Raw genomic sequence first — 26438 nt, 5'->3', positions numbered from 1 at the left:
CAATTCTTCAATGCCCTACAGACGGACTCCCGCGGTGCAGGCCCGGCTCGATGCCGGTCGCGAGAAACTGTTCGCCGCGGCGATCGAGGTGCTCTCGACGCAGGGGTACGCGGGGCTGTCGGTGGCATCGGTCGCCGCGGCAGCGGGCGTGTCCTCGGGCAGTGTCTACAGCCACTTCGAGGGAAAAGCGGACCTGGTGGTCGCGATCTTTCGCGAGGTGTGCAGCCGTGAGGTCGACGCAGTGGTCACGGTAGCCGGGCGCGGCAGCACCGCCGAGCGGGTGACGGCAGTGGTGCAGACCTTTGCAGGCCGTGCGCTGAAGAACCGGACGATGGCGTACGCGCTGCTCGCCGAACCGGTGGACGCGGCTGTCGACGCCGAACGGTTGGTGTTCCGCCGGAAGTTCACCGATGCCTTCGTCGACGCGATCGCGGCCGGTATCGCGTCCGGCGAGATCCCCGATCAGGATGCAGCGATCTCGGCGGCCGGGCTGGTCGGTGCCGTCGGTGAAGTGCTGGTCGGTCCGTTGTCCTCGCACAATCCCCAGGATCCGGTCCCGGGTCTGGTTGCACTGTCGTTGCGCGCGTTAGGAGTTCGAGATGAACACGCATGAGGTAACCAATCAGGCCGTCGACCTGATTCCGTACGACACGTCCGAGGATGCGTCGATGCTCGAAGGCCTCGCGCGCGCCGGTGGTGGCTGGGCGCTCGATGAGGTTCGGCAACTGGGCGCTCGTGCAGGTGGTGCGGTGGCCCAGGACTGGGGAAGGCTCGTCAACGAGAATCCGCCGGTGTTGAAGACTCACGATCGGTACGGGCACCGCATCGACGAGGTCGAGTTTCATCCGCACTGGCACGATCTGATGACCGTGGCCGTGGAGCACGGACTCCATGCCAGCCCCTGGGCCGACGAGCGGGTGGGTGCGCACGTGGCCCGAGCCGCGAAGTTCTACGTCTGGGGCCAGGCCGAGGCCGGGCACATGTGCCCCATTTCGATGACCTACGCCGTCGTACCGGCGTTGCGACACAACCCTTCTCTGGCAGATCGGTACGAGCCGCTGCTGGCGTCGAGAGAATACGATTTCGGTCTGCGCGTCCCGTCGGAAAAGCGTGGACTGATCGCCGGTATGTCGATGACGGAGAAGCAGGGCGGATCCGACGTCCGGGCCAACACCACCACCGCCACTCCGTCGTCGGACGGAACGTATTCGATCGTCGGCCACAAGTGGTTCACCTCCGCGCCGATGTCGGACATGTTTCTCACTCTCGCCCAGGCACCCGGCGGGCTGTCGTGCTTCATGCTGCCGCGCGTGCTTCCCGACGGCACTCGAAACCGAATGCATTTGCAGCGCTTGAAGGACAAGCTGGGGAACAAGTCGAATGCATCCGGCGAGCTCGAATATCAGGGGGCTACCGGCTGGCTCGTCGGCGAGGAGGGCCGCGGTGTGCGGACCATCATCGAGATGGTCAACATGACCAGGCTGGACTGCGTCATCGGGTCCGCGGCCGGAATTCGCAACGCCACCGTCCGCGCGGTCCATCACGCACGGCATCGCGCAGCCTTCGGGGCTCAGCTGATCGATCAGCCCTTGATGCGAAACGTGCTGGCGGACTTGACCATCGAATCCGAGGCTGCCACCGCCGCCATGATCCGCCTGGCGCAGGCCACCGACGGGTCGGCCCGCGGCGACGAACAGGAGAGCGCGCTGCGCCGAATCGCGCTGGCCGTCACCAAGTACTGGGTGTGCAAGCGGGCACCGGCTCACGCCGCAGAAGCGCTCGAATGTCTCGGTGGCAACGGCTATGTCGAGGAATCGGGTATGCCTCGGTTGTTCCGCGAATCGCCGCTGATGTCGATCTGGGAAGGATCGGGCAACGTCGCCGCACTCGATTCGCTCCGCGCACTGGCCCGTCAGCCCGACAGCGTCGAGGCATTCTTCGGTGAGATCGGCCAGGCGTCGGGCGTGGATTCTCGATTGGACGACGCCATCGCCCGGGTCGGCAAAGAACTCTCCGATACCTCCGACATGCAGTACCGGGCCCGGCGAGTGGTCGAACTGATGGCCCTGACCTTCCAAGGCGCGCAGCTGGTGATGCACGGAGACCCCGCGGTGGCCGATGCCTTCTGCGCCAGCCGACTCGACCGGGACTGGGGTATCGCCTTCGGCACGTTGCCCGTTGGGGTCGATACCGCGGCGGTGTTGGCGCGAGTGTAGTTGGAGTACTGGGGCATTTACGCCCCTCGTGGGAATTCGCACTGCCTGTAGGGAGCGCAAATTCCTACGAGCGGCGTAGCTGAGGGGAGCGGTAGCTCGGCGTACCGTCCACTCGGTGGGCCGAGGAGCACGGCACGGCGATGGGCCGCACGAAGCCGATCGATGATGACCTGCGGAGTCGATAGGTCATGCCAGTCGAACCTGAATATGGTCCTGCCTTGCTCGGCAAGCCGATTGTGGCGATTCTTCTCGGCGATGATTGCCTGCCGTGGCTGTGGACCGTACTTACCTTCGCCGTCGAACTCTCCGATCACCTCGGCCATGTCGGGAAACATGAGGTCGATCCGTGCGATGCGTCGACCGTCTTCGTCGAAGATCGTTTGATTCGACAGTGGAGTCGACACCTTCTGCAGGATCAGTCGCGACCGGCTCTCGCCGATACTGTCGCTACGCGCAGTCATCGCGCCGAGTGCACGCCGAGCTCGACCTGCCCCGCTTCGGTGCCGAGCCGCATTGCAGGACTCTGCGAGCTCATCGATCGTGGTGAGGCCGTGGCGCAATGCTCGATCGCCGAGGCATACCGCGACATCGAGGGGATAAGTCCTGGCGACGTCGACCACTGTGCGCGCCGGTCGTGTGACCCGCATACCTTCGAGCGAAATCCACTCACTGTCGAGTAGCTCGGTGCCGTACAGAGTTCGCCGCCGACTGTGCTTGCCCGAATGGCCGCGAGGTGTGGTCATGGTGACCGTGTCGAGCTTCAGATTCCAGATGTCCAACCCGAGGACCACTGCTGCGGATACATGGCTGAGCACGACGTCGTCACCCGAATCGAGGTAGGTCGCCTGCGCCAGGAGTGCGTGCTGCTGAGCGGAGTTCAGAGAGGCCAGGACATCTCCTCGAACGAACCAGCCTCGGCGGATGGCGACAATCGACTTGTGTGCGCGTGCCCGCCGTAGGTCGTCATCGGTGAATCCCGACGCGAGTGCATCGGCACGGGTGAAGAGCGCTCGTTGGTCGAAGTCCATGCTCACTTGGACGCACCGACGGTCCGATCGGATCCGTTGAGTGCAATCTACGGCCCGTACAGGAATCCGCACCGTCTGTACGGTCCGCGGATTCCTGCTAGGGCCGTAGATCCGCAGCGAGCCCCTAGACCGCCCGACCCCGCTGCGCGCGGTACCAGCGCACCAGAGCGTCGGTGGATGAATCCGATTGCGCGGCAGGAGCTTCGGCGTCGGTGAGCACCGGCGTCAGTTCGATGGCCTGAGTTTTTCCGAGTTCGACGCCCCACTGGTCGTAGGAGTCGACGCCCCAGATGACGCCTTCGACGAAGACCTGATGCTCGTACAGGGCGATCAACTGGCCCACCACCGATGGGGTGAGTGTGGGGGCGAGGATCGAGGTGGACGGGCGATTGCCGGGCATCACCTTGTGCGGCACCACATCTGCCGGGGTGTCCTCGGCGGCTATTTCCTCGGCGGTTTTGCCGAAGGCGAGCACCTTGGTCTGCGCGAAGAAGTTGCTCATCAGCAGATCGTGCATCGAGCCGCTGCCGTCACGGGTCGGCAGGTCGTCGGTGGGCTCGGCGAATCCGATGAAGTCTGCAGGCACCAAACGCGTTCCCTGATGCAGCAATTGGTAGAAGGCGTGCTGGCCGTTGGTGCCCGGCTCGCCCCAGAAGATCTCTCCGGTGGGGGTGGTGACGGGGGAGCCGTCGGCCTTGACGGACTTGCCGTTGGACTCCATGGTCAGCTGTTGAAGGTACGCCGCGAAGCGGGAGAGATCATTCGAATACGGCAGCACCGCACGGGTTTCAGCGCCGAAGAAGGAGCTGTACCACAGGCCGATGAGGCCGAGCAGAACCGGCGCGTTCTCGGCGAGCGGGGTGGTGCGGAAATGCTCGTCGATGCGATGGAAGCCGGCGAGAAATTCACCGAACGCCTCCTTGCCGACAACGGCCATGACCGACAATCCGATTGCCGAATCGACGGAGTAGCGTCCGCCCACCCAGTCCCAGAAGCCGAACATGTTGGCGGTGTCGATACCGAAGTCCGCCACTCGCTCGGCGTTGGTGGACACGGCGACGAAGTGCTTGGCGACGGCGTCCTCACCGAGCGCGTCGACCAACCAGCGCCTGGCCGCGGTGGCGTTCGTCAGAGTTTCGAGGGTGGAGAACGTCTTGGACGCGATGATGAACAGCGTCGACGCCGGATCGAGTCCGTCGAGCGCTCCGACCAGATCGGCCGGGTCGACGTTCGAGACGAACTTCGCGGAGATCCCTGCGTCGGCGTAGTGACGGAGCGCGTCGTAGACCATGACCGGTCCGAGATCGGATCCGCCGATCCCGATGTTGACGACGGTGGAGATCTTCGCGCCGGTGGCACCGACCCATTCACCCGAGCGCACTCGATCGGTGAATTCGCCCATGGCCGTGAGGACTTCGTGTACATCGGCGACGACGTCCTGGCCGTCGACGGTCAACGACGCGTCGGCCGGCAGCCGCAGCGCGGTATGCAGAACGGCGCGGTCCTCGGAGGTGTTGATGTGCTCGCCCGCGAACATGGCGTCGCGCTTGCCTTCGACGTCGGCGGTGCGAGCGAGCTCGACGAGTAGCTCGATGGTCTCGCGAGTGATCCGGTGCTTGCTGTAATCGACATGCAGATCCGCAGCGTCGAGGGTGAACGTGCGGGCTCGATCCGCGTCATCGGCGAACAGCGTCCGAAGATGAGTATCGGCGATCGTGGAGTGGTGATCGGTCAGCTTCTGCCAGGCATCCGTGCCGGTGATATCGACGCTCATACGAACCAACAGTAATGCCGTGCTCAGTCGCGCGCGCGACGTTCGCCGTTTGCATCAGGCACCGCGGAGGCATCATGGAGGTATGGACCAACGTGCATTGATCGAATCGATTCCGGCCAAACTGTGGATCGGCGGCAGGGCCGTCGACGCCGAGGGCGGCAAGACCTTCGCGGTCAACGACCCGGCCACGGGTAAGCCCCTGACCGAGGTGGCCGACGCGTCGCCGGCCGACGCGATGAAGGCGTTCGACGCGGCCGCCGCAGCGCAGAAGAGCTGGGCGGCAACACCTGCCCGCGAACGCAGCGAGATCTTGCGTGCGGCGTTCGAGAAGGTCACCGAACGCGCCGACGACATCGCTCTGCTGATGACCCTCGAGATGGGCAAGGCCCTCGCCGAATCCAAGGCCGAGGTGAAGTACGGTGCCGAATTCTTCCGCTGGTTCGCCGAGGAAGCAGTACGTATCGGCGGGCGCTACACCCCGGCCCCGGCCGGCAACGGTCGCATTCTGGTGACCAAAGCTCCGGTCGGTCCGGTGCTCGCCATCACGCCATGGAACTTTCCGTTGGCAATGGGCACCCGCAAGATCGGGCCCGCCCTGGCTGCGGGCTGCACCATCATCGTGAAGCCGGCGAGCGAGACCCCGCTGACGATGCTGTTGCTCGCGCAGATCTTCGCCGAGGTCGGACTGCCCGAAGGTGTGCTCTCCGTACTGACGACATCGAAGTCCGGGCCCGTCACCGGTCCGCTGCTGGAAGACCCCCGATTGCGGAAGCTGACGTTCACCGGCTCGACCGGAGTGGGCAAAGCCCTCGTCGAGAAGTCCGCGACTCGCCTGCTTCGGACATCGATGGAACTCGGTGGGAACGCACCGCTCGTGGTGTTCGACGACGCGAACGTCGACGACGCCGTGGACGGCGCAATGCTGGCCAAGATGCGCAACGGCGGCGAGGCATGCACCGCCGCCAACCGACTGCACGTGCACAACAGCGTGCGTGAGGAGTTCACCACCAAGCTGATAGCGAGGATGTCCGAGATGAAGCTCGGACCGGGTGTGGACCCCGATACGAAGCTCGGACCACTGATCAACGCAGATCAGCTCGAGACCGTTCAGGAACTCGTCGACGATGCAGTGCAGAAGGGCGCGACAGTTGCCCTCGGCGGCAGCGCTCCGGGCGGGGACGGGTACTTCTACCCGGCGACCGTGCTCACCGACGTTCCGGCCGAGGCCAGGATCTTGAAGGAAGAGGTGTTCGGGCCGGTGGCTCCGATCGTCGGCTTCGACACCGAGCAGGAAGGCATCGACGCGGCCAACGACACCGAGTACGGCCTGGCGTCGTACATCTACACGGAGAATCTGGACCGCGCACTACGGGTAGCCGAAGCCATCGACAGCGGCATGGTCGGGGTCAACCGCGGAGTCATCTCGGACGCGGCAGCGCCGTTCGGTGGGGTCAAAGAATCCGGATTCGGCCGCGAGGGCGGATCCGAGGGAATCGAGGAATACCTCGAGACCAAGTACATCGCTCTGAAGTGATCTCGACCTACTGACGGTTGGGCGTGCACACTGCGCGCCCAACCGAGGGGTGAATCAGTGGCCGAGGCGTCCGCGACCGAGGCGGAGCAGGAGCATGGCCAGCGTGTGGCCTTCCTGTCCGAGGCTGCTGAAACGCTCGAGCACCTTCATCTCGCGGCTGTGAACCAAGCGTGGTCCGCCGGAGGCCATTCGGGTGCGCCCGATGATCTGCGACACCTCCGAGCGACGCTTGATGGCCGTCAAGATCTCGGCGTCGAGGCGGTCGATTTCCTGGCGAAGGTCGTTGATCTCGGCCTCGCTGGACGGAACTGCAATCTCTGAGTCGATATTGGTCGTCATGGCAATCGTCTCTCCTCGGGTCACATCTTGGATCGTTGCGTCGTCCGGCACCGTTACACCTCTCGTATTCGAAACTGCATCGCCGATCGGCTCGGTTCCCGGCTCGAATTCCCGTCGAGGATCTTCGGGTCCTTCGCCTGGAACCAGGGGCGCTACATATACCGACAGGCTCCTGCACGTGCGGCCGAACAACGGCTGACCCGACGTAGGCAATGCCGTACGGTTTTTTCGATCACCGATCCAGTGTGCCACGGGTGGACCGTCCTGAACAGTCGCCTGTTGAGCTCGGGACCACGCGATGTGGGTTTGTCGGTACGCGCCGGTAACCTGGCCAGACGATGAACACATTCCTACAAGGCCTGGCGTCCCGTAAGAACACCACGTCCGATGCGCTGCTGGAGGGGCTCAATCCCCAGCAGCGTGAGGCCGTCGTGCACACCGGATCGCCGCTGCTCATCGTCGCGGGCGCCGGCTCGGGTAAGACGGCGGTGCTGACGCGTCGAATCGCCTATCTGCTGGCCGAGCGAGGGGTGTCGCCGGGCCAGGTTCTGGCCATCACGTTCACCAACAAGGCCGCCGCGGAGATGCGCGAGCGAGTCGCCGGACTGGTGGGACCGCGAGCCAACGCGATGTGGGTCTCGACATTCCACTCGAGCTGCGTCCGCATATTGCGTGCGCAGGCCGCGTTGTTGCCGGGTCTGAACTCGAACTTCTCGATCTACGACGCGGACGACTCGCGGCGATTGCTGACGATGATCTCCAAGGATCTGCAGATCGACACCAAGAAGTTCTCGGCGCGGCTGCTGTCGACGGACATCTCGAACTTGAAGAACGAACTGATCGTCCCGGACAAAGCCGCCGAGGACGCCGACGGTGACCCCGCCGAACTACCGCGGCTCGTCGCCAAGATCTACGGCATCTACCAGCAGCGGCTGCGTGCAGCCAACGCGATGGACTTCGACGATCTCATCGGCGAAACTGTGGGAATTCTCCAGGCTTTTCCGCAGGTGGCGCAGTACTACCGTCGCCGATTCCGCCACGTGCTGGTCGACGAGTATCAGGACACCAACCACGCCCAGTACATGCTGGTCCGGGAACTGGTGGGCACCCCCGACGCCGACGGCGCACTCGAGGGCACCGTCCCGCCCGGTGAGCTCTGCGTGGTCGGCGACGCCGATCAGTCCATCTACGCCTTCCGCGGTGCGACGATCCGCAACATCGAGGAATTCGAGCGCGACTACCCCGACGCTCGCACCATCCTGCTCGAGCAGAACTATCGGTCGACGCAGAATATTCTGTCGGCCGCCAATGCGGTCATCTCGCGAAACATCGGCCGACGCGAGAAGAAGCTGTGGACCGACACCGGCGAAGGCGAGTTGATCGTCGGATACGTCGCCGACAACGAGCACGACGAGGCATCGTTCGTGGCCTCGGAGATCGACCGACTCGTCGACGGCGGAGACGTCCGGTTCGACGAGGTGGCGGTGTTCTATCGCACCAACAACTCCTCGCGCGCGCTCGAAGAGATCTTCATTCGCCTCGGTCTGCCTTACAAGGTCGTCGGCGGAGTCCGCTTCTACGAGCGCAAGGAAGTCCGAGACCTCGTCGCCTACCTGCGGGTGCTGAGCAACGAGGACGACACCGTCAGCATGCGACGCATCCTCAACACCCCGCGTCGCGGCATCGGCGACCGTGCCGAGGCCTGCGTCGCCGTCCACGCGGAGCAGCGTGACATCAGCTTCTCGCGCGCCCTGCGCGACGCGGCCGACGGCAAGGTGGCGTTGCTGAACTCGCGGCAGCAGAAGCTGATTGCACAGTTCATGGAGTTGCTCGACGAACTGCGCGCTGTGCTCACCGCGACCGACGGCGACGGAAACGACATCGCAGACATCGGAGATGTGGTCGAAGCCGTGCTCGACCGCACCGGCTACCGCGCCGAACTCGAGGCCAGCAGTGACCCGCAGGACGGTGCTCGCCTCGACAACCTCAACGAACTCGTCAGCGTCGCACGTGAGTTCACGTCCGAGGCGCGTAACCAGGCAGCGGTGGCACAGGAGGCTCTCGAAACCGGCGACGACGAAACCGGTGATGAACAGGGTGGCGTCGACGGGCTGGCCGAGCCGGGTTCGCTCGCAGCGTTTCTCGAACGGGTCTCCCTCGTTGCCGACACCGACCAGATCCCCGACTCGGGCACCGGCGTCGTCACACTGATGACGCTGCACACCGCCAAGGGCCTGGAATTTCCGGTCGTCTTCGTGACCGGTTGGGAGGACGGCCAATTCCCACACATGCGGGCACTGGGCGATCCGAACGAACTGTCCGAGGAACGACGCCTCGCCTACGTGGGTATCACCCGTGCCCGGCAGCGGCTCTACCTCACGCGGGCGATCATGCGATCGGCCTGGGGCCAACCCATCGCCAATCCGGAATCGCGCTTCCTGCAAGAAGTTCCGCAGCACCTGATCGACTGGCGGCGTGAGGACCCCGGCACCGGGGGCGGCCGGGCAATCGGCGGTGGCAGATCCGGTGGCTATGGGTCCAACAGCTATGGGTCGGGTGGCTACGCCTCAGGAGGCTCGGGTGGCTACGGCGGGTCCTCGTCGCGTGGCCAGAGTTCGTCGCCCAGTTTCGGCGCCGCGAAAGGGCGCAATTCCAATCTCGTTCTCGCCGTGGGGGATCGAGTCAGTCACGACAAGTACGGCCTGGGTACGGTGCTGGAATCGACCGGTGCCGGAGTCAAGGCGATGGTGCTGATCGACTTCGGTTCCGCCGGCCGCGTCAAGATGATGCTGATCGGCGGCGTCCCGATGACCAAGCTGTAGCGAATCGGAGAGCAGAAAAGCCGGGCCCTGCGAAAGCGGGGTCCGGCTTCGGCGTTGCTGGGAGTGAGGTGATTCAGTCCATCTCGGGCCCGAGGGAGATTCCTCGGGAAGCGAGCCAGGGGAGCGGGTCGATCTTGACCTCGCCCGGTAGGTGGACCTCGAAGTGCAGGTGCGGGCCGGTGGAGAAGCCGCGGTTGCCCATGCGTGCGATCTGATCGCCGGCCATGACGTCCTGACCGACGGTGACGAGCGTGCTGTCGATGTGGCCGTACACGGTGACCGTGCCGTCGGCGTGCTGGAGGCGCACCCACATGCCGAAACCTGCGGCGGGGCCCGAGTCGATCACTTTGCCGTCGGCGACCGCGTAGATCGGGGTTCCGATGGCATTGGCGACGTCGACTCCGGCGTGCATGACGCCCCAACGCTGACCGAAGTTGGAGGTGTAGGTGCCCAGCGCGGGAAGAGCGAACAAAGGCCGGCGGGCAGCAGCTTCGCGGGCAGCACGCTCGTCGCTGAAGCGCTGGCCCTTGGCGAGCAAGTCGTTGAACTGGCTCAGATCGGCCGGTGCAGCGACGCTGAGAATCTGCGGTGCCTGCGAGGGGGCCGCGCTCGACGACTCTTCGGCAAGGTCGACGGTCTGCGAGGCAGTGGTGTCGGCGACTGCGGCAGCGGCCGGTGCTTCACCTGCTGCGAGTGCGTACTCGGAGGTGGCGACTGTGGCGGGCGCGTCGTTGTTGATGACGGCCTGTCCGGCGGCTACGACGGCACCTGCGGCCACCGCGAGAACGGCAGCGCGGCCTTTGAGGGCACTGGGGGGAAGTGGGATTCGGTGTGCGCCGCCGCGACGGGCCACCGGGGTGGCGTCGGCGGTGGTGGCAAACGTGGTGACGACAGTCGGTGTGTCGTCGGCAGCGAAGGAAGGCGTCTCGACGAAGTCGTTAGCCGAGTACTGGTAAGCGGGGTAGGAGTACGCGTCGTAGGCGCTCGACTCGTCTGCGAGTTCGGCCTCGAAGGAGGGCTCGTAGCTGTAGACCGTAGTGGCGTCGTCACCTGAAGGTCGAGAGAATCGACTCGAGGCGAAGGACGCGCGGTGCTGCTGCAAGACCTACAACCTCCGTTATCCGTGATCCGGCTGTTACTGAAATACTCGGCAGACGGTAACGAAATGATTGCGGGGCGCGCAAGTTAACGGACCAAACTCGGATCATATGTGAGATGGCTCACAGGGTGACCACCGGGTTTGTCGTGACGAGCCACATTCGCAATCGGACACGGCTTGTCACCCGATCGTGACCAACGCTCCGGATCGGAGGCACGCTGACACAGTAGCGGTCACCGCGCCGGTCGAGCCGATACCGTGATCCGAATGCCGACTCCCACCTTCGACGACTCGTCCGCCCGCCGGGCCGAGCGTGCGGAACCGCAGCGAATACAACCGCAGGACGAGCAGCACGGCCGAGCGGACGATCCGTCTCCCACCTCTCGCATTGCAGTTGCCGTCGTCCTCGCTCTGCTCGCCGCAGCCGCCGCGGTGACGGCGCTGCTGATCGGGGTGGTGGAGAGCGTCGACGGTTCACCGGTGGGAACCGGTGCGCCGTCCGCCGCGATCATGGCCGTCTCACTGCCGGTTCTGGTCGCTGTTCTCGCGGCGGCGGGGGCTGCCCGGGGACGTGTCGACAGCGCTGCCGCACTGCTGGCCGGATACGGCGCCGTGGCACTCGGTACGACCCTGCTCGACGTTGCCCTGCTGTCGGATCCCATCGACGCGAACAGGCTCGAGCTGTTCCGTCCCCTGAGCGCCGCGATGCTCGACGCCACCGCGGGGGCCCAAGTTCTGCTCGTCGGTCACGCTGCGTCGGTTCTGGCGGGTGTTGCGGGGTGGTCGGCGGTGCACCGCGCCGGGCTCGGTGACGGATACGGCCACTCGGTGTATTCCGAACATGTGGGGCGCGCGGCGGCGGGTCGTGTCGGTCCGCTGCTCTCGACGTTGCTCGGCGGCTTCGGTGTGCTGGCTGCCGTCGCGGCGTTCACGTCGCTGTATCGCTCGGACGACCCGGTGGTGATCGTGACGGCCGTGGTGGAGTCGCCGGTATTCGTCGCGGTGGGATCCGGCGTGGTCGGAATCGCGGCACTGGTGGTGGCGGCTTCCGCACTGGCGTCCCTGTCGCCGACGGTGGCGTCGGGAGCGTCGGTCGGTGCGGGGCTCGGCATGCTCGGGTTCGCCGGCGTCGGTCTGCTCGCCGGGCTGAGCACCGGTGCCCGGGTGGACGCCGGAGTCGGAGCGTATCTGGGAACCGTCGCCGGGCTCGGGCTGCTGATCTGCGGCGCAGTGCTCGCACCCGTTGCCGCGGTCCGCGACCGTAGGGCGCTGGAGAGAGCGCAGCAGCGCGAGAGGGGAGCGCGCGGTGCCCGCGGGGTGGCGGGCCCCGGAGCGATCAGATGGCATGCCGCAGCGGGCAGTGCAGGCGTCCTCGCGGGAGTGCTGTTGGTCGTCGGATCGCTGTTGCCGATTCTCGAGACGAGCTCAGGAACCGCCGTGCCGCAGATCCTGGCCACCCGGGTGGTGTTGGTCGCCGGATTCGTGCTGATTCTGGGGTCGGTGCCGCTGCTGTTCTCCGAGTTCGCCTCGTCCACACGTCCGTTCGTGGCGCTGTTCTGGCTCGGTGCGGTGTCGGCGGCAGCGTCGGTGTTGCAATCGGTGGTGCTCGCCGAGGACGTCGAGGGCGTAGGCACCGGCACCGGCGCACTCGCGATCATCGCGGGCGTCGTCGCAGCGACGGTCACCGGACTGTTGGCGCTGTTCGCCGGATCGGCCGAACGCGACGATGTCGACACGTCCACCGATGCCCGGACCGACGGCGTCGTCCTGGGTGCCGGGTTGTTCGGTGCCGTGCTCCTCGCCCTGGGCCTGGCCCTGCCGCTGTACCGGGGCAGCGATGTCACAGCAGCCACCGTCACCGAATTTCCGTGGGGCTGGGACACGTGGGGTCAGCTGCTGCTCGCCGTCGGAGTGGTCGTCGGGGCCGTCGTTGCCGCACGCGCTCGGGCTGCCCGCGGCAGCGTTCTGCTCACCGCAGCAGTGGTCGCCGGTCTCGTTCATCTGGCTTCGTGGCCGCTGACATCCGCGCGTGCCGGCGATCCGCAGATGGGGCCTGCCGTCCTGCCCTTGGTGGCGGGAATCGTCGTTTTCGCTGTCGCCGCGGCACTTTCGGCTCGTCGTGCCGATCGGTGACCGCCGCTGCATCGGGCTTTCGGCGGTGAGATAGGCCACATAGCATGGATGCGCCCGATGCGCCGTCGGGGCATCTGGATAAAGTCCATGCTCAGACCCGCTCACACCCCTGGAGCGGGCGTCAACGTAGACGAGACGGTGAGCTGATGGATCTCTTCGAATACCAGGCGAAGGAATTGTTCGCCAAGCATGGCGTACCCACCTCCGCCGGTCGTGTCACCGACACGGTCGCCGGAGCAACAGAGATTGCCGAAGAAATCGGCAAGCCAGTAATGGTCAAAGCACAGGTCAAGGTCGGCGGCCGCGGCAAGGCCGGTGGCGTCAAGTACTCCAAGGACGTCGCAGCAGCCACCGAGAACGCAGAAGCGATTCTCGGCCTCGACATCAAGGGCCATGTCGTCAAGAAGCTTCTCGTTGCGGAAGCTTCCGACATCGCCGAGGAGTACTACATCTCCTTCCTGCTCGATCGCACCAACCGCACCTACCTCGCCATGTGTTCGGTCGAGGGTGGCGTCGAAATCGAGGTGACGGCGGAGGAAAACCCCGACGCACTTGCACGTATCCCGGTCGACGCCGTCAAGGGTGTCGATCTTGCTTTCGCTCGTGAAATCGCCGAAAAGGGCAAGCTTCCCGCCGAGGTGCTCGACACCGCTGCGGTGACCATCCAGAAGCTGTGGGAGGTCTTCATCAACGAAGACGCTCTCCTGGTCGAGGTCAACCCGCTGGTTCGCACCCCGGACGATCAGATCCTCGCTCTCGACGGCAAGGTGACGCTCGACGCCAACGCGGACTTCCGTCAGTCCGGCCACGCAGAGTTCGAGGACAAGGACGCAGCCGATCCCCTCGAGGCCAAGGCCAAGGAGCACGACCTCAACTACGTCAAGCTCGACGGACAGGTCGGCATCATCGGAAACGGTGCCGGACTGGTGATGTCGACCCTCGACGTCGTTGCCTACGCAGGCGAGGCGCACGGTGGAGTCAAGCCCGCCAACTTCCTCGACATCGGCGGCGGCGCTTCGGCCGAGGTCATGGCCGCAGGTCTCGACGTCATCCTGGGCGACGATCAGGTCAAGAGCGTGTTCGTCAACGTCTTCGGTGGCATCACGTCCTGCGACGCCGTTGCGAACGGCATCGTCGGCGCGCTGAAGAAGCTGGGCGACGACGCCAACAAGCCGCTGGTCGTCCGTCTCGACGGCAACAAGGTCGAAGAGGGCCGCAAGATTCTCGCCGACGCCGCGCACCCGCTGGTGACGCTCGCCGGAACCATGGACGAGGGCGCCGACAAGGCCGCCGAGCTGGCAGCGAAGTAGAGGAAACCATGTCTATCTTTCTGAACAAGGACAACAAGGTCATCGTCCAGGGCATCACCGGCGGCGAAGGCACCAAGCACACCGCACTGATGCTCAAGGCCGGCACTCAGGTCGTCGGCGGCGTCAACGCACGCAAGGCCGGCACCACGGTCAAGCACGTCGACGCTCAGGGCAACGACATCGAATTGCCCGTCTTCGCTTCGGTTTCCGAGGCCATGGAGAAGACCGGAGCCGACGTGTCCATCGCGTTCGTGCCGCCGGCATTCTCCAAGGACGCCATCGTCGAAGCGATCGACGCCGAGATCCCGCTGCTCGTCGTCATCACCGAGGGCATCCCCGTGCAGGACTCCGCATACGCGTGGGCCTACAACGTGGAGAAGGGCAAGAAGACCCGCATCATCGGTCCGAACTGCCCCGGAATCATCACTCCCGGTGAGGCATTGGTCGGCATCACTCCCGCGAACATCTCGGGAACCGGCCCCATCGGCCTGGTCTCCAAGAGCGGCACACTGACCTACCAGATGATGTTCGAGCTCCGTGACTTCGGCTTCTCGACGGCCATCGGCATCGGCGGCGACCCGGTCATCGGAACCACCCACATCGACGCCATCGAGGCGTTCGAGGCGGACCCCGAGACCAAGGTCATCGTCATGATCGGTGAAATCGGCGGCGACGCCGAAGAGCGTGCAGCCGACTACATCAAGGCCAACGTCACCAAGCCGGTCGTCGGCTACGTCGCAGGCTTCACCGCTCCCGAGGGCAAGACCATGGGCCACGCCGGCGCCATCGTGTCCGGCTCGCTGGGAACGGCTCAGGCGAAGAAGGACGCACTCGAGGCCGCAGGCGTCAAGGTCGGCAAGACGCCGTCCGAGACCGCTGCCCTCGCGCGCGAAATCCTGGAATCGATGTCTGTGAAGTAAGTTTCGTTTCGTAAAAAGCCCGCCACGTTTTCGTGGCGGGCTTTTTCGTGTCGGTTCCCGCCGCGATCCGGGCGTGTGAATGGACCACTGCATACGTCTTGGCGCGGCAATGTGACATTCACGCGGTCCAACGGTGGCTACTCGGTCTCGAATTTGTCGACTCGCCACAGGACGAACACGGTCATCGCGCCGAACAGTGCTGCCATCGCTGCGTAGTACAAGGACCCCGACGTCCCAGCTGTCCACGCCATGAAGATTGCGCAGACCAAGAACAGTGCGACTTTGAAGTATTCGAACCTCTTGCGTGTCATGTCCTTCTATCCCCCTGCCTTGTGGTTTGTGAAGACAGATCAATAGCCAAAGTAATGAGCTGATGCCATAGTAGTCGAGACACTGTTCAGGGAGGGATGATGCTCGAATTTTTGCGCCGACTGTATCGGGAAGGGTGGCAGGCAGACCGCGCCGTCCGACCAATCGGCAGGTTGATGATCGCGGCCATGGTGGTCTCATGCCTGTATGCATTCGCATCGGTGGTGCTGGCAAAGTCTTTGGCGGATTTCCAGATGCACAGGCAGGGCATGGACGACGGCTCACTGCCGTCGTCGGCGAAGACTATCGTCTACGGTGCCTACTCGCTGCGGGTGATCACTGTGATCAGCCTGATCTTCGGCTACTCGTATCTCGTCCGACGACTGTCCAAGCGCACCCCGTCGGAACATCGACTCCTGTTGAGTTGGAGCATCTTCGGAGTTGCCGCCTACTCCTATCTGATCTTCACCCCGAATTTGGCATGGACCCATGTGGTTCAAGGAGTTCAAGTTGCACTGCTGCTGGCGGTGACGGTGCTGCTGTTCACCCCTCGAGTGCGGACCTACTTCACCGGGTCGCCAGTGGGCTAGATTGACGGACGTGCACAAGATTTTCGCGATGGCGTTCAGTCGAGTCCATCCGCTCTACGTCACCAAGGTCGAGCGAAAGGGCCGGTCGAAAGCCGAGGTCGACGAGATCATTCGGTGGCTCACCGGATTCGATCAAACGACTCTCGAGCACCATCTCGAGGTCGACACGACATTCGAGGACTTCTTCGCGGCAGCGAACCTGAACTCGAACGCGACGCTGATCACGGGCGTAGTCTGCGGAATTCGCGTCGAGAACATCGAGGACCCGCTGATGCAGAAAATACGGTACCTCGACAAGTTGATCGACGAACTCGCCAAGGGAAAGGTGATGGAGAAAATCCTGCGCCATCAGGACGGAATGTCGACGGCACCGAACGCTGCGACACCGTCCGCGTAGTCGAGCTGCGTCACGACACCGAGAATCATCCGAGTCGACATCGGCCCGATCCGAATCCCTTCGTCCGACCGGTTCGGGCCAGGCCGCCACCGCCGAGTACCACCGCTGTCGTCACAACCGGCGTCGATTCAAAAATTCGGAGATGTCGTCGATCCAAAGCTCGGTTTCGGCAGGTGTGAAGATGTGCCCGGCACCGGGATATTCGACGGACTCGGCATCCGCAATCGCGTCTGTGAGGGCACGAGTGTTGCTGGGCAGCACAATTCGGTCCTGTCCAGCTACGGCGACCAGTGTCGGCACGCGCACTTCCGGTAATAGGTTCCTGATGTCGACCGACCTGGCCAGCTCAGCCTGGGCCGCGCCCCCGGCTGGGTAATTCGCTCGCGCCGCCGCGATAGCAGCCGTGTGGTCGGCTGCCGTCATTGCACCCAACGTCGCGGGCGAGCCACTGTTGACCATCAACTGTGCCAACGTGTTCCACTCCTTCAGCTCTGCAAGACGCTGCCACAGTGCGATGAAGCCTTCCAGCTGCTGGTCGGACTCGGCAAAGCCGACGGTCAGCAGGAGCCCCGATACGTGCTGGGGGTGGCGGACGGCGGCGGTCACCGCGACCGCCGCACCCAGTGAGAGTCCCAGGACCGGGAATCTGTGGTGTCCGGCATCGACCATCGCCTCGACGATGTTGTCGGCAAGGGCATCGAGTGTCAACGGCGCGTCAGCAATCGGCGTTCCACCCGAACCCGGGTAGTCGATGCCTACCATCGTCCGCACGGTACTCATACGGGCGATCAACTCGCCGAAGTTCAGTCGAATGCCGCCGCCCGCTCCGTGAGCCAGGGCCAACGGAGGACCGGAGCCCTCGATCACCACATCGACGGTGTCCGAGCCGGCGAGAGTATCGGTTGAAGGAATCATGTCGTCACGGTAAGCATTGACACTGGTGTGAAGGTCAAGTCGGAGCCGAAAGGATTCGGATCATGTTGATCGGCTAACTCGCCCGGCGATGCGGAGTGTCGACCCGTTCACTGCGCTACTACGAAGAGCAGTCGCTGATCGAGTCGATCCGCGATGCCAACGGATATCGTTGCTATCCGGAATCAGCCGAGCTGACGGTCTACCGGATCCGCGGGCTCCTCCGGGCCGGCTTCGGAACGGAATCGATCCGCGAGATTCTTCCGTGCGTCTCCGGCCCTGCTCTGCACATCGACATGTGTCCGCAGGTCGTCGCACAGATGCAGCGCACGTTGGATGCAGTCGAGGTCGAACGCGAGGCGCTGCGTCACAAGAGCGAATCGATCAGAACGTTGCTCGAGAGCTGAACTTAGTCCCCGTCGACGGAAGATCGGGACAGACCTTCTTGAAATCACGCTGACTCGAAGTATGGTCATTGCTTCGGCGAAGGACTTCACTGTGCGTCATGACAACTACCGAAAACCGTGGACTCACCAAGAACTGGCCCGACGCTCCCACCACAGCGACCGGATGGATTTCGCGCGCAGGTGAGGTAGCTCAACTCCTCGCAGTCGACGCCGTTGCCCGTGACAAGGGTCGTGCGGCGCCCACCGACGAGGTTCAACTGCTCAAGGACGCCGGTCTCGTCACGCTGCTCGGCCCCGTCGAACATGCTGGCGGCGGCCAGGATTGGCCGACGGCGTACCAGGTGATCAGAACCGTCGCCGCAGCCGACGGTTCCATCGGCCAGCTGCTGGGCTACCACCTGTTGTGGTTCTGGGCCGCTCGCCTCGTCGGGACCCCCGAGCAGATCGAGGCCGTCGAGGCGGACGCCACGAAGAACAGGTGGTTCTTCGGCGGTGCAGTCAATCCCCGCGACAACGACGTCGCCGTCACCGACGAGGGCGAGACCATCGTGTTCGACGGTTCCAAGACCTTTTCCACCGGCAGCCGCGTGTCGGACGTGACCGTGCTCGAAGGTGCTCTCGAGGGCAGTACCGATCACGTGTTCGCGATCGTGCCGTCGAACATCGAGGGCTTGTCTTTCCACGACGACTGGGACAACATCGGGCTTCGCCAGACCGAGAGCGGCAGCGTCACCATCGACAAGGTTCGGGTCGACTGGTCCAGCGCAGCAGGGTTCGTGGACAAGGCTTTTCAGCCGCGTGTCTACAACACTCTCAACGTGCCGACCATCCAGCTGGTGTTCGTCAACTTCTACCTGGGTATCGCGAGGGGTGCGCTCGAGGAGGCGGCGTCGTACACCAAGGAGAAGACCCGTGCGTGGCTGCACAGCGATGTGGACAAGGCCGTCGACGAGCCGTACATCATCGACATCTACGGAGACCTGACCGCCAAGCTCTGGGCCGTCGAGGCCCTCGCCGACGCAGTTGCCCTGGAAGGGAAAAAGATTCACGACAACGCCTGGAATGTCACCGCCGAGGAGCGCGGCGATCACGAAGTACGGGTCGCCGCAGTCAAGGCTCGCGCCACCGAGGTCTCGCTCGAGATCACCTCGACCGTTTTCGAGGCACTCGGTGCGCGGGCCACGGCCAGCAAATACGGTTTCGATCGCTTCTGGCGCAACGTGCGCACGCACACCTTGCACGATCCGGTCGCATACAAGCGACGCGAGGTGGGGCGCTGGGTTCTCACGGGCGAGCTGCCCGAGCCCACCTGGTACTCGTAGCCCCGTCCACCCCATATTTTCCGAGTCGATGGTCCATTCACCCCTGTCTGAGCACGTGAATGAACCATTGACACAACCTAAGGACGACACACACATGAGCACCGAAAAGATAGCCGACGCCGTCAAATTCGCATACTGGGTACCCAATGTCTCGGGAGGCCTGGTCACCAGCACCATCGAGCAGCGCACCAGTTGGGATTACGAGTACAACAAGAAGTTGGCGCAGACCGCCGAGAACAACGGCTTCGAGTACGCCCTGAGTCAGGTTCGTTACGAGGCAAGCTACGGCGCCGAGTTCCAACACGAGTCGACCAGCTTCTCGCTCGCCTTGCTGTTGGCCACCGAGCGGCTCAAAGTCATTGCAGCAGTGCATCCCGGTCTGTGGCAGCCGGCGGTGTTGGCCAAGCTCGGTGCGACGGCGGACCATCTGTCCAACGGGCGGTTCGCGGTGAACGTCGTCAGTGGTTGGTTCAAGGACGAGTTCACCCACCTCGGTGAGCCGTGGCTCGAGCACGACGAAAGATACCGTCGCAGTGCCGAATTCCTGCAGGTGCTGCGCAAGATCTGGACCGAGGACGACGTCGATTTCCGGGGCGACTTCTATCGGATCCACGACTTCACCCTCAAGCCCAAGCCGCTCAACACCCCCGAGCGTCCCAACCCCGAACTGTTCCAGGGCGGCAATTCTTCTGCAGCGCAGGAGAATGCCGGACGGTACTCGGACTGGTACTTCAGCAACGGCAAAGATTTCGACGGCGTCACCGAGCAACTCGACAACCTCCGCCGCGTCGCGCGGGATCATCAGCGCGAGGTCAAGTTCGGGCTCAACGGTTTCATCATCGCGCGGGACAGCGAAAAGGAAGCCCGAGACACCCTGCGCGAGATCATCGAGAAGGCGAACAAGCCCGCCGTCGAGGGTTTCAAGGGTGCGGTGCAGCAGGCGGGTAGCGCGACGGGAGACAAGAAAGGGATGTGGGCCGACTCGACGTTCGAGGACCTCGTTCAGTACAACGACGGCTTCAAGACCCAACTGATCGGCACCCCGGAGCAGGTCGCCGAGCGCATCGTCGCCTATCGCCGCCGAGGCGTCGACCTGATTCTCGGTGGCTTCCTGCATTTCCAGGAGGAGATCGAGTACTTCGGAGCCCGGGTGCTGCCGCTGGTGCGCGAACTCGAGGCGGCCGAGGCCAACGACCAGAAGCTCGTCGCGGCCCGTTGACCTGGAGTGCCGAGATCGGTCGGGTCCTTGCAGTAGCGTGAGAACAAAGGACCCGACCGACCTGGGGTACGTATCTATCAGGATGAGGAGACGCGATGACCTACTCGCCCGGCGGCCCTGAATCTGGGGGCTCCAACTCTGGTGGCTACGGCGGAGGTGGACCGTCCTACGGCCCACCTTCCTCACCGAATCAGTCCTCGCCGAATCAGCCCCTGTCTACTGCGCAGGGCCCAGGCCAGCCCGGTCAGGGGCAGCAGTTCCATCAGCCGTCCGTGTCCAATCCCTTCGGACCTCCGGTGCCGGGCACCTCGGCACCAGGAAGCCCCGCGCCCCAGCCGAAGTCGTCGAGTGGCGGGTCGCTCGATCTGGCGAGGATTCTCACCTTCGTGGTGCTGGGTCTCGGTGTCGTCAACTTCCTGCTCGGACTGCTCGATCTGGTCACCGCCGAAGTCAGCTCTGCGCAGCAGTTGCCGAGCAATATCCAGACGTCGTTCAGCACCACGTTCTTCGGATCCGGTGGTAGCGCGGTCTCGGTGGCGCTGTTGCTCGCTGCAGGCTTGATCGCCGGCGCGTCGCTCGTCCAGAAGGACGCCAGGAACCAGGCCGTGGTTGCGGCCCTGACGCTTTCGGGCTTCCTGGTGCTGGTCTTCCAGTCGTTCAGTCTGCCGAGCAGTGACGGTAACGAGTTCGCCACCACCACCACCTCACTCGGTATCGGCGCGATACTGGTGCTCGTGCTGGGCTTCGTCCAGACCGCCGCCGCGGTGGTCGCATTGTTGCTCGACGCGGGCATCGTCAAGGCTCCGGCTTCCAAGCCTGCGGGTCCCAAGACTGCGGGCTTCGGCAACCAGAACCAACCATCCGGCTACGGCCAGCAGAACCCGTACAACGCGCCGACGACATCGTTCGGTGGGCCGTCGCAGTCCCAGAACTACAGCAATCCGCCGTCCTACGGACAGGCCACCGGGGGACTTTCGAACCCGAACAGCCCGTCCAACTTCGGTCAGACACCGAGCGGGCAGGCTTCGGGCCAGCATTCCTACCCGGGCGGCCAGCCGCAGTACGGCGGCCCACCGGCCCCGAACAACCCGCAGCAGGGCGGCTACTCGCCGCCGCCGTACACCGGTCCGAGCGGTCCCGGCGCCGGGCAGGCCTACCCTCCGAGCCAGTACCAGTACGGTCAGCCGTCGGGATACGGCCAGCAGCCGGCGAGGTCCACGGAACCGACAACGGGCGAACAGTCGACGCCGTACGGTGCGCCCACGCAGTCTTTCGGTGCCACTCCGGCGGACGACGAGGACAAACGCGACTGATTCAGGCATCACAATCGACTTCGCGGCGCGCCTGACCGGCGCGCTGCGAAGTTGATGCGACTCTCGTTGTGATGAGCGATCTATTGAACCGAGACACCCGACGCGCAGCCGCTCGGACGGCACGCGTCGGTACCGGGCCGACCCCCGATCAGTCGCGGATGCTTGCCGCGGTCGCGTTCAAGACCTCCGGACTGGTCGTGGTGATCGCCACGACCCTCGTCCTGATCTCTCTGGTCTCGGTGAACAGTGATCTGACCGGAACACTCGGCGCGATCGCCGCGTCGTGGTTTGCAGTGCACCTGGTACCTCTGAGCATCGGCGGTACAACTCTCGGCGTCTCACCGCTGCTGCCGACTCTGCTGATCGGCTGGTCCGCTGCACGGACGGTCCACCGCGCGGTGGAAGCCGACACCGACAATCGCATGGTCCGGTGGGTGTTCGCCGCGTCGATGGCCGGCCCGCTCGCCGTCACCGCCATCGCTCTGGCGGTCGCCAAAGACGCGTCGGCCGTCATCGGGCTGTCGAGCCCCAATGCACTCGTCGCATTCGCCTGGGTCGCAGGCGTGCACGCGGCAGCATCCGGAACGGGCTTGATCTTCGCGCGCTGGGATTCTCTGGTGGTCCGCCGCGGATTGCCGCAGTGGATCCGTGCCCTCGTCGCGCCCTTCGTCCGCGCGGTCTCGGTCCTCGTGGCCGGCGGCGCGGCCGTTGTGCTGCTCGCTCTACTCGCCTCGTGGGAGACCGTCGGCGCGCTGGTCGACAACGGACAAGGTGTCGTCGGCATGCTCGGCCTGACCGTCATGTCGGTGCTCTATCTCCCCAACGTCCTGATCGGTGCGCTCGCGGTGGCGACCGGATCGACCGCTGGATTCGGCGACGCGTCGGTCAGTCTGTTCGCGACGACGGGCGGACCACTCCCGCCGTTGCCGATCCTGGCCGTCCTTCCCGAAGGCCCGGCACAGGCGATCTGGGCCGTGATGCTCGTCGTACCGATCGGTGCGGGTCTGTTGCTCGGCCGTGACTGTGCGATCCGTAGCGCCGACACGCAGGTTGCGTTGTCCTCTGTGTGGGCCGTGGCGGCCGCCACCGGAGCGCTGACCGCCTTGTTCGGATACGCCGCGGGCGGCAATCTCGGCACCTTCGGGACCGTCGAGGTGACGGTGTGGAGCTTCGGGTTACTGACCTTCGCGTGGCTGGCCGTCACCGGTTCGGTCTCCGCTGCCTTCGTCGTGTGGCGTCGAGCAGAACCCGAGCAGGCCTTCGAGGAAGCTGCCCCGACGCCGGTGCCGGCCGCCGAAGCGGCCGTCGACGCCGATCCCGAGCAGACAGACGACGAGCGGGTCGAGGAAGTCGTCGAGGCAGTGGTCGTGGACGAACTTCCGGCCGCAACGGTCGAGCAGCCGGCTGCGGAGCCGGCCGCCGCGACCGTCGATGCACGCACCGACGAACCATTGGACGTCGAGATCGTTGCCCCACCCGGGGAGCAGGACGGACCTGCCCGGTAGGTGTGCGAGGCGCAGCGACTAAGATTTCGGCTGGCTCGAACGATCCGCCTCGATACTTCAGGAGTAGTGCGCTGACTGCCTTGCGTGAGACACCCGCGCGGGTCGTCGTCCTCGCATCGGGGACCGGCTCGCTCCTGCAGTCGCTGATCGCCGCCACCGAAGCACAGGACTATCCAGCCCGCATCATTGCGGTGGGAGTGGACCGAGACTGCGATGCCGTCCGCCGTGCGGACGAGGCCGGTATCCCGCACGTTCGGATCGCCCTGAAACATTTCGCCGATCGATCGGCCTGGGACCACGCACTGACCGATGCCGTTCTCGGTTTCGAGCCGGATCTGGTTGTCACCGCCGGTTTCATGAAGATCCTCGGCGCGCGGTTTCTCGAGTCCTTCGCCGGACGCATCGTCAACACCCACCCCGCACTGCTGCCGTCGTTCCCCGGCGCGCACGCCGTGCGAGACGCACTCGACCACGGCGTCAAACTGACCGGTTCGACGGTTCATCTGGTCGACTCCGGCGTCGATACCGGCCCGATCCTGGCTCAGGAAGCCGTGCCGGTTCTGGACGACGACGACGAAGCCGCGTTGCACGAACGCATCAAAACTGTCGAGCGACGATTGCTGGTCGACGTGATCGCAGCCGTGGCCGCCACAGGTATCACCTCCGATGGACGAAAGGCTCAGATAATCCGATGAGTGAACGTAAAGCAGTGCGTCGCGCGCTGGTCAGCGTCTACGACAAGACCGGACTGATCGAACTGGCGACCGGCTTGCACGGTGCTGGTGTCGCTCTGGTGTCCACCGGTTCGACCGCAGCGAAGATCGCCGACGCCGGCATCCCGGTCACCAAGGTCGAGGACCTCACCGGATTTCCCGAGACCCTCGAAGGTCGCGTCAAGACGCTGCACCCGCGCGTGCATGCCGGAGTGCTCGCCGATACCCGTAAGCCCGAACATCTTTCGCAGCTCGAGGAACTGGGCATCGAAGCGTTCGAGCTCGTCGTGGTGAACCTGTACCCGTTCACCGAAACGGTGGCGAGCGGCGCAACACCGGACGAATGCGTCGAGCAGATCGACATCGGTGGCCCGTCGATGGTGCGTGCCGCGGCCAAGAATCACCCCTCTGTTGCCGTGGTTGTCGACCCGGCGCGGTACGAGGACGTAGTGACGGCCGTCACCGGTGGCGGATTCACCCTCGCCGAGCGCACTTCGCTTGCAGCGCAGGCATTTGCGCACACCGCCTCGTACGACGTTGCCGTTGCAACGTGGATGAGCAGCGTGCTCGTCGAGTCCGAGTCTCCGTTCCCCGAGTGGATCGGTGGAACCTGGGACCGCTCGGCCGTGCTTCGCTACGGCGAGAACCCGCACCAGGCTGCGGCGTTGTACGTCGATCCTGCGGGCTCCGGCATCGCGCAGGCGCAGCAATTGCACGGTAAAGAGATGTCGTACAACAACTTCACCGATTCCGATGCAGCCTGGCGCGCGGCATTCGACCATGCCGAGCCCACGGTCGCGATCATCAAGCACGCCAACCCGTGCGGCATCGCAGTGGCAGCCGACATCGCCGAGGCCCATCGCAAAGCGCACGCCTGCGATCCGGTGAGTGCGTACGGCGGCGTCATCGCAGCCAACCGCGAGGTCACCGTCGAGATGGCCGAGCAGGTAGCGGAGATCTTCACCGAGGTGATCATCGCGCCGTCCTACGCTGACGGCGCACTCGGAGTGCTACAGCGCAAGAAGAACATTCGCGTGCTGCTGGCGGAGGCGCCGCCCACGTCCGGCGTCGAACTCAAGCCGATCTCAGGCGGCACCCTGCTGCAGCAGCGCGACGTACTCGACGCCGACGGCGACGATCCGGCCAACTGGACCCTCGCTGCCGGTGAGCCCGCTGACGAGCAGACCTTGAAGGATCTCGAATTCGCCTGGCGTGCAGGGCGAGCGGTGAAGTCCAATGCGATTCTGCTTGCGCACGACGGCGCGTCGGTCGGCGTCGGAATGGGGCAGGTCAACCGCGTCGATGCTGCACATCTCGCAGTGCAGCGCGCGGGAGATCGGGTCGCGGGTTCGGTGGCGTCCTCCGATGCTTTCTTCCCGTTCCCCGACGGACTGCAGGTACTGACGAATGCCGGCGTCAAAGCCGTTGTGCAGCCTGGTGGTTCGGTTCGCGACAACGAAGTGATCGCCGCAGCACAGGATGCGGGAGTGACGCTGTATCTGACGGGTTCGCGACACTTCGCGCACTAGTCCTTCCGCCGAACTCGCAGTTATGTAGGCCTTTACCCCATTTTCGGCCGCATAACTGCGAGTTCGGCGATCTGTGGATGAGTAAGAAGCTATCCACAGATGTGTGTGCAGGCCGTTTCGTGGGCGTCAGCCCTGCCAAGGTTGACCGATGGGGATCGAGGGTGGGCCGTTTCGGGGATCTGAGGCGCTGCGTTCGGGCGTGATGACCAGGCATCAGCTGAGCCGCAACTACGAGAAGGTTCTTCGCGACACCTACGCTCGCAAGGGAACCACGCGCGATGCACGGGCTATGGCCTTCGCTGCATCGGTGTGCGTCGGCGAAGATGCCGTCATCGCAGGTGCTTCTGCCGCTGCCGTCCATGGCGCGAAGTGGATCGACTCCGGCGCGCCACCTAGCGTGCTGGCAATCGGTAGATCGCATCAACTACCCGGGCTCAGAATCCACCACGACGCGTTCGACCCGTGCGATGTGATGATCGTCGATGGGTTCGATGTGTCCACACCTGTGCGCACGGCGTTCGATATCGGGCGGTGGGTTGCGTCACCGCAGTCGGCAATTCTTCTCGACTCGTTGATGGCGGCAACGGGACTGGATGCAGAGACGGTGCGAGCCTTTGCGTTGCGGCGACCCGGAACTCGGGGAATCCGTCGACTGTTCGCTGCGCTCGACGTTGTCGATGGTGGTGCGGAGTCGCCCCAAGAAACGCGAACCAGGCTGCTGCTGATCGGGGCGGGCTTACCGAAGCCCGAGACGCAGATCGAGGTTCGCGACAGCACCGGCAGGTTCGTGGGACGCATCGATCTCGGGTGGCGGCATTGGCGGGTCGGCGTCGAGTACGACGGTGTTCATCATTGGCTCGACGAGCGCCAGCGGACCCGCGACATCGAGCGGTTCGAGGATCTGCACGAGTGCACGTGGCAGATCGTGCGCGTCAACTCGGAGCAATTACGCCTGCGGCCCGACGATGTAGTGGCGCGCGTCGGAACAAAGCTTCGAGCCGCGGGTGCTCCGGTCTAGCGAACTCGCACTTCTGCAGGCGATTTGTC

22 protein-coding genes and 1 pseudogene are annotated in these 26438 nt (G+C 64.6%); 17 read left to right on the top strand and 6 right to left on the bottom strand.

The features are described 5' to 3' along the window. Positions 1-10 precede the first annotated feature (10 nt). On the top strand, positions 11-613 hold the full coding sequence (locus RHODMAR_RS22185; protein WP_042940090.1) for a TetR/AcrR family transcriptional regulator: 603 nt from the start codon (positions 11-13) through the stop codon (positions 611-613). Then, positions 600-2216, top strand: coding sequence for an acyl-CoA dehydrogenase family protein (locus RHODMAR_RS22180; protein ID WP_008719091.1), 1617 nt, complete (start codon positions 600-602; stop codon positions 2214-2216). The genes RHODMAR_RS22185 and RHODMAR_RS22180 overlap by 14 nt, the downstream gene beginning before the upstream one ends. Positions 2217-2233: 17 nt before the next feature. On the opposite strand, the gene RHODMAR_RS22175 is transcribed toward RHODMAR_RS22180, so the two are convergent. Further along, a complete protein-coding gene (locus RHODMAR_RS22175; protein ID WP_157226174.1) occupies positions 2234-3250 on the bottom strand; it encodes a hypothetical protein in 1017 nt (338 codons plus the stop codon). Positions 3251-3368: 118 nt separating this feature from the next. Next, the gene (pgi, locus tag RHODMAR_RS22170) at positions 3369-5018 is read right to left on the bottom strand and encodes a glucose-6-phosphate isomerase (RefSeq protein WP_008719086.1); all 1650 of its coding nucleotides are present in this window, start codon (positions 5016-5018) and stop codon (positions 3369-3371) included. Positions 5019-5100: 82 nt separating this feature from the next. On the opposite strand from pgi, the gene RHODMAR_RS22165 reads away from it, so the two are divergent. Then, a complete protein-coding gene (locus RHODMAR_RS22165; RefSeq protein ID WP_008719083.1) occupies positions 5101-6552 on the top strand; it encodes an NAD-dependent succinate-semialdehyde dehydrogenase in 1452 nt (483 codons plus the stop codon). A 54-nt stretch (positions 6553-6606) separates the two neighbouring features. Here RHODMAR_RS22165 and RHODMAR_RS22160 read toward each other — a convergent pair whose 3' ends face one another. Further along, positions 6607-6891, bottom strand: a complete 285-nt coding sequence (locus tag RHODMAR_RS22160) for a chorismate mutase (protein ID WP_042940104.1) — start codon at positions 6889-6891, stop codon at positions 6607-6609. A 338-nt stretch (positions 6892-7229) separates the two neighbouring features. Between RHODMAR_RS22160 and RHODMAR_RS22155 the strand changes: the two genes are divergently transcribed. Then, positions 7230-9713: a UvrD-helicase domain-containing protein gene (locus RHODMAR_RS22155; RefSeq protein WP_008719078.1), complete on the top strand. Its 2484-nt coding sequence runs from the start codon at positions 7230-7232 to the stop codon at positions 9711-9713. Positions 9714-9786: 73 nt separating this feature from the next. Here RHODMAR_RS22155 and RHODMAR_RS22150 read toward each other — a convergent pair whose 3' ends face one another. Beyond that, positions 9787-10815 (bottom strand): M23 family metallopeptidase, encoded by a 1029-nt coding sequence (locus RHODMAR_RS22150; RefSeq protein ID WP_008719076.1) that lies wholly within the window; start codon positions 10813-10815, stop codon positions 9787-9789. 264 nt (positions 10816-11079) lie between these two features. Here RHODMAR_RS22150 and RHODMAR_RS22145 point away from each other — a divergent pair, with 264 nt between their 5' ends. The 3 genes from RHODMAR_RS22145 (at position 11080) to sucD (ending at position 15175) form a co-directional block, all read left to right on the top strand. Next, the gene (locus RHODMAR_RS22145; RefSeq protein WP_008719072.1) at positions 11080-12945 is read left to right on the top strand and encodes a hypothetical protein; all 1866 of its coding nucleotides are present in this window, start codon (positions 11080-11082) and stop codon (positions 12943-12945) included. Between the two features lie 146 nt (positions 12946-13091). Further along, complete coding sequence (gene sucC, locus RHODMAR_RS22140; RefSeq protein WP_008719070.1) at positions 13092-14255, top strand: ADP-forming succinate--CoA ligase subunit beta; 1164 nt, start codon at positions 13092-13094, stop codon at positions 14253-14255. A gap of 8 nt (positions 14256-14263) precedes the next feature. Further along, the gene (sucD, locus tag RHODMAR_RS22135) at positions 14264-15175 is read left to right on the top strand and encodes a succinate--CoA ligase subunit alpha (RefSeq protein ID WP_008719068.1); all 912 of its coding nucleotides are present in this window, start codon (positions 14264-14266) and stop codon (positions 15173-15175) included. A 137-nt stretch (positions 15176-15312) separates the two neighbouring features. Here the strand turns inward: sucD and RHODMAR_RS28360 are convergent, their stop codons facing one another. Next, on the bottom strand, positions 15313-15486 hold the full coding sequence (locus RHODMAR_RS28360; RefSeq protein WP_157226173.1) for a hypothetical protein: 174 nt from the start codon (positions 15484-15486) through the stop codon (positions 15313-15315). A gap of 96 nt (positions 15487-15582) precedes the next feature. Here RHODMAR_RS28360 and RHODMAR_RS22130 point away from each other — a divergent pair, with 96 nt between their 5' ends. Both RHODMAR_RS22130 and RHODMAR_RS22125 read left to right on the top strand, forming a co-directional pair. Next, entirely contained in the window at positions 15583-16074 is a 492-nt protein-coding gene (locus RHODMAR_RS22130; protein WP_008719065.1) for a hypothetical protein, read from the top strand. A 28-nt stretch (positions 16075-16102) separates the two neighbouring features. Further along, positions 16103-16471: a DUF2200 domain-containing protein gene (locus RHODMAR_RS22125; RefSeq protein WP_198289513.1), complete on the top strand. Its 369-nt coding sequence runs from the start codon at positions 16103-16105 to the stop codon at positions 16469-16471. Positions 16472-16582: 111 nt separating this feature from the next. On the opposite strand, the gene RHODMAR_RS22120 is transcribed toward RHODMAR_RS22125, so the two are convergent. Further along, a complete protein-coding gene (locus RHODMAR_RS22120; protein ID WP_008719060.1) occupies positions 16583-17386 on the bottom strand; it encodes an alpha/beta fold hydrolase in 804 nt (267 codons plus the stop codon). 89 nt (positions 17387-17475) lie between these two features. Here RHODMAR_RS22120 and RHODMAR_RS22115 point away from each other — a divergent pair. From RHODMAR_RS22115 to RHODMAR_RS22080, 8 genes and pseudogenes are all read left to right on the top strand, one after another. Then, positions 17476-17790 (top strand): annotated as a pseudogene (locus tag RHODMAR_RS22115) (MerR family DNA-binding transcriptional regulator); the annotation flags it as partial. Between the two features lie 98 nt (positions 17791-17888). Further along, on the top strand, positions 17889-19112 hold the full coding sequence (locus RHODMAR_RS22110) for an acyl-CoA dehydrogenase family protein (RefSeq protein ID WP_008719055.1): 1224 nt from the start codon (positions 17889-17891) through the stop codon (positions 19110-19112). Positions 19113-19206: 94 nt separating this feature from the next. Beyond that, entirely contained in the window at positions 19207-20331 is a 1125-nt protein-coding gene (gene sfnG, locus RHODMAR_RS22105) for a dimethylsulfone monooxygenase SfnG (RefSeq protein ID WP_008719053.1), read from the top strand. Positions 20332-20426: 95 nt separating this feature from the next. Continuing rightward, complete coding sequence (locus tag RHODMAR_RS27130; RefSeq protein ID WP_008719051.1) at positions 20427-21644, top strand: DUF5336 domain-containing protein; 1218 nt, start codon at positions 20427-20429, stop codon at positions 21642-21644. A 71-nt stretch (positions 21645-21715) separates the two neighbouring features. Continuing rightward, positions 21716-23149, top strand: coding sequence for a cell division protein PerM (locus RHODMAR_RS22095; protein ID WP_008719048.1), 1434 nt, complete (start codon positions 21716-21718; stop codon positions 23147-23149). Positions 23150-23229: 80 nt separating this feature from the next. Further along, a complete protein-coding gene (gene purN / locus RHODMAR_RS22090) occupies positions 23230-23844 on the top strand; it encodes a phosphoribosylglycinamide formyltransferase (protein ID WP_008719046.1) in 615 nt (204 codons plus the stop codon). Continuing rightward, positions 23841-25391 (top strand): bifunctional phosphoribosylaminoimidazolecarboxamide formyltransferase/IMP cyclohydrolase, encoded by a 1551-nt coding sequence (gene purH, locus RHODMAR_RS22085; RefSeq protein WP_008719043.1) that lies wholly within the window; start codon positions 23841-23843, stop codon positions 25389-25391. Before purN ends, purH begins: the two co-directional genes overlap by 4 nt. 148 nt (positions 25392-25539) lie before the next feature. Beyond that, positions 25540-26409 (top strand): endonuclease domain-containing protein, encoded by an 870-nt coding sequence (locus tag RHODMAR_RS22080; protein WP_008719041.1) that lies wholly within the window; start codon positions 25540-25542, stop codon positions 26407-26409. Positions 26410-26438 lie beyond the last annotated feature (29 nt).

The sequence above is a fragment of the Rhodococcus sp. AW25M09 genome (assembly GCF_000333955.1).
Lineage (GTDB): Bacteria > Actinomycetota > Actinomycetes > Mycobacteriales > Mycobacteriaceae > Rhodococcoides.
Note: the sequence above shows the minus strand (reverse complement) of the source record. Positions and strands in the feature narration are given on the sequence as shown.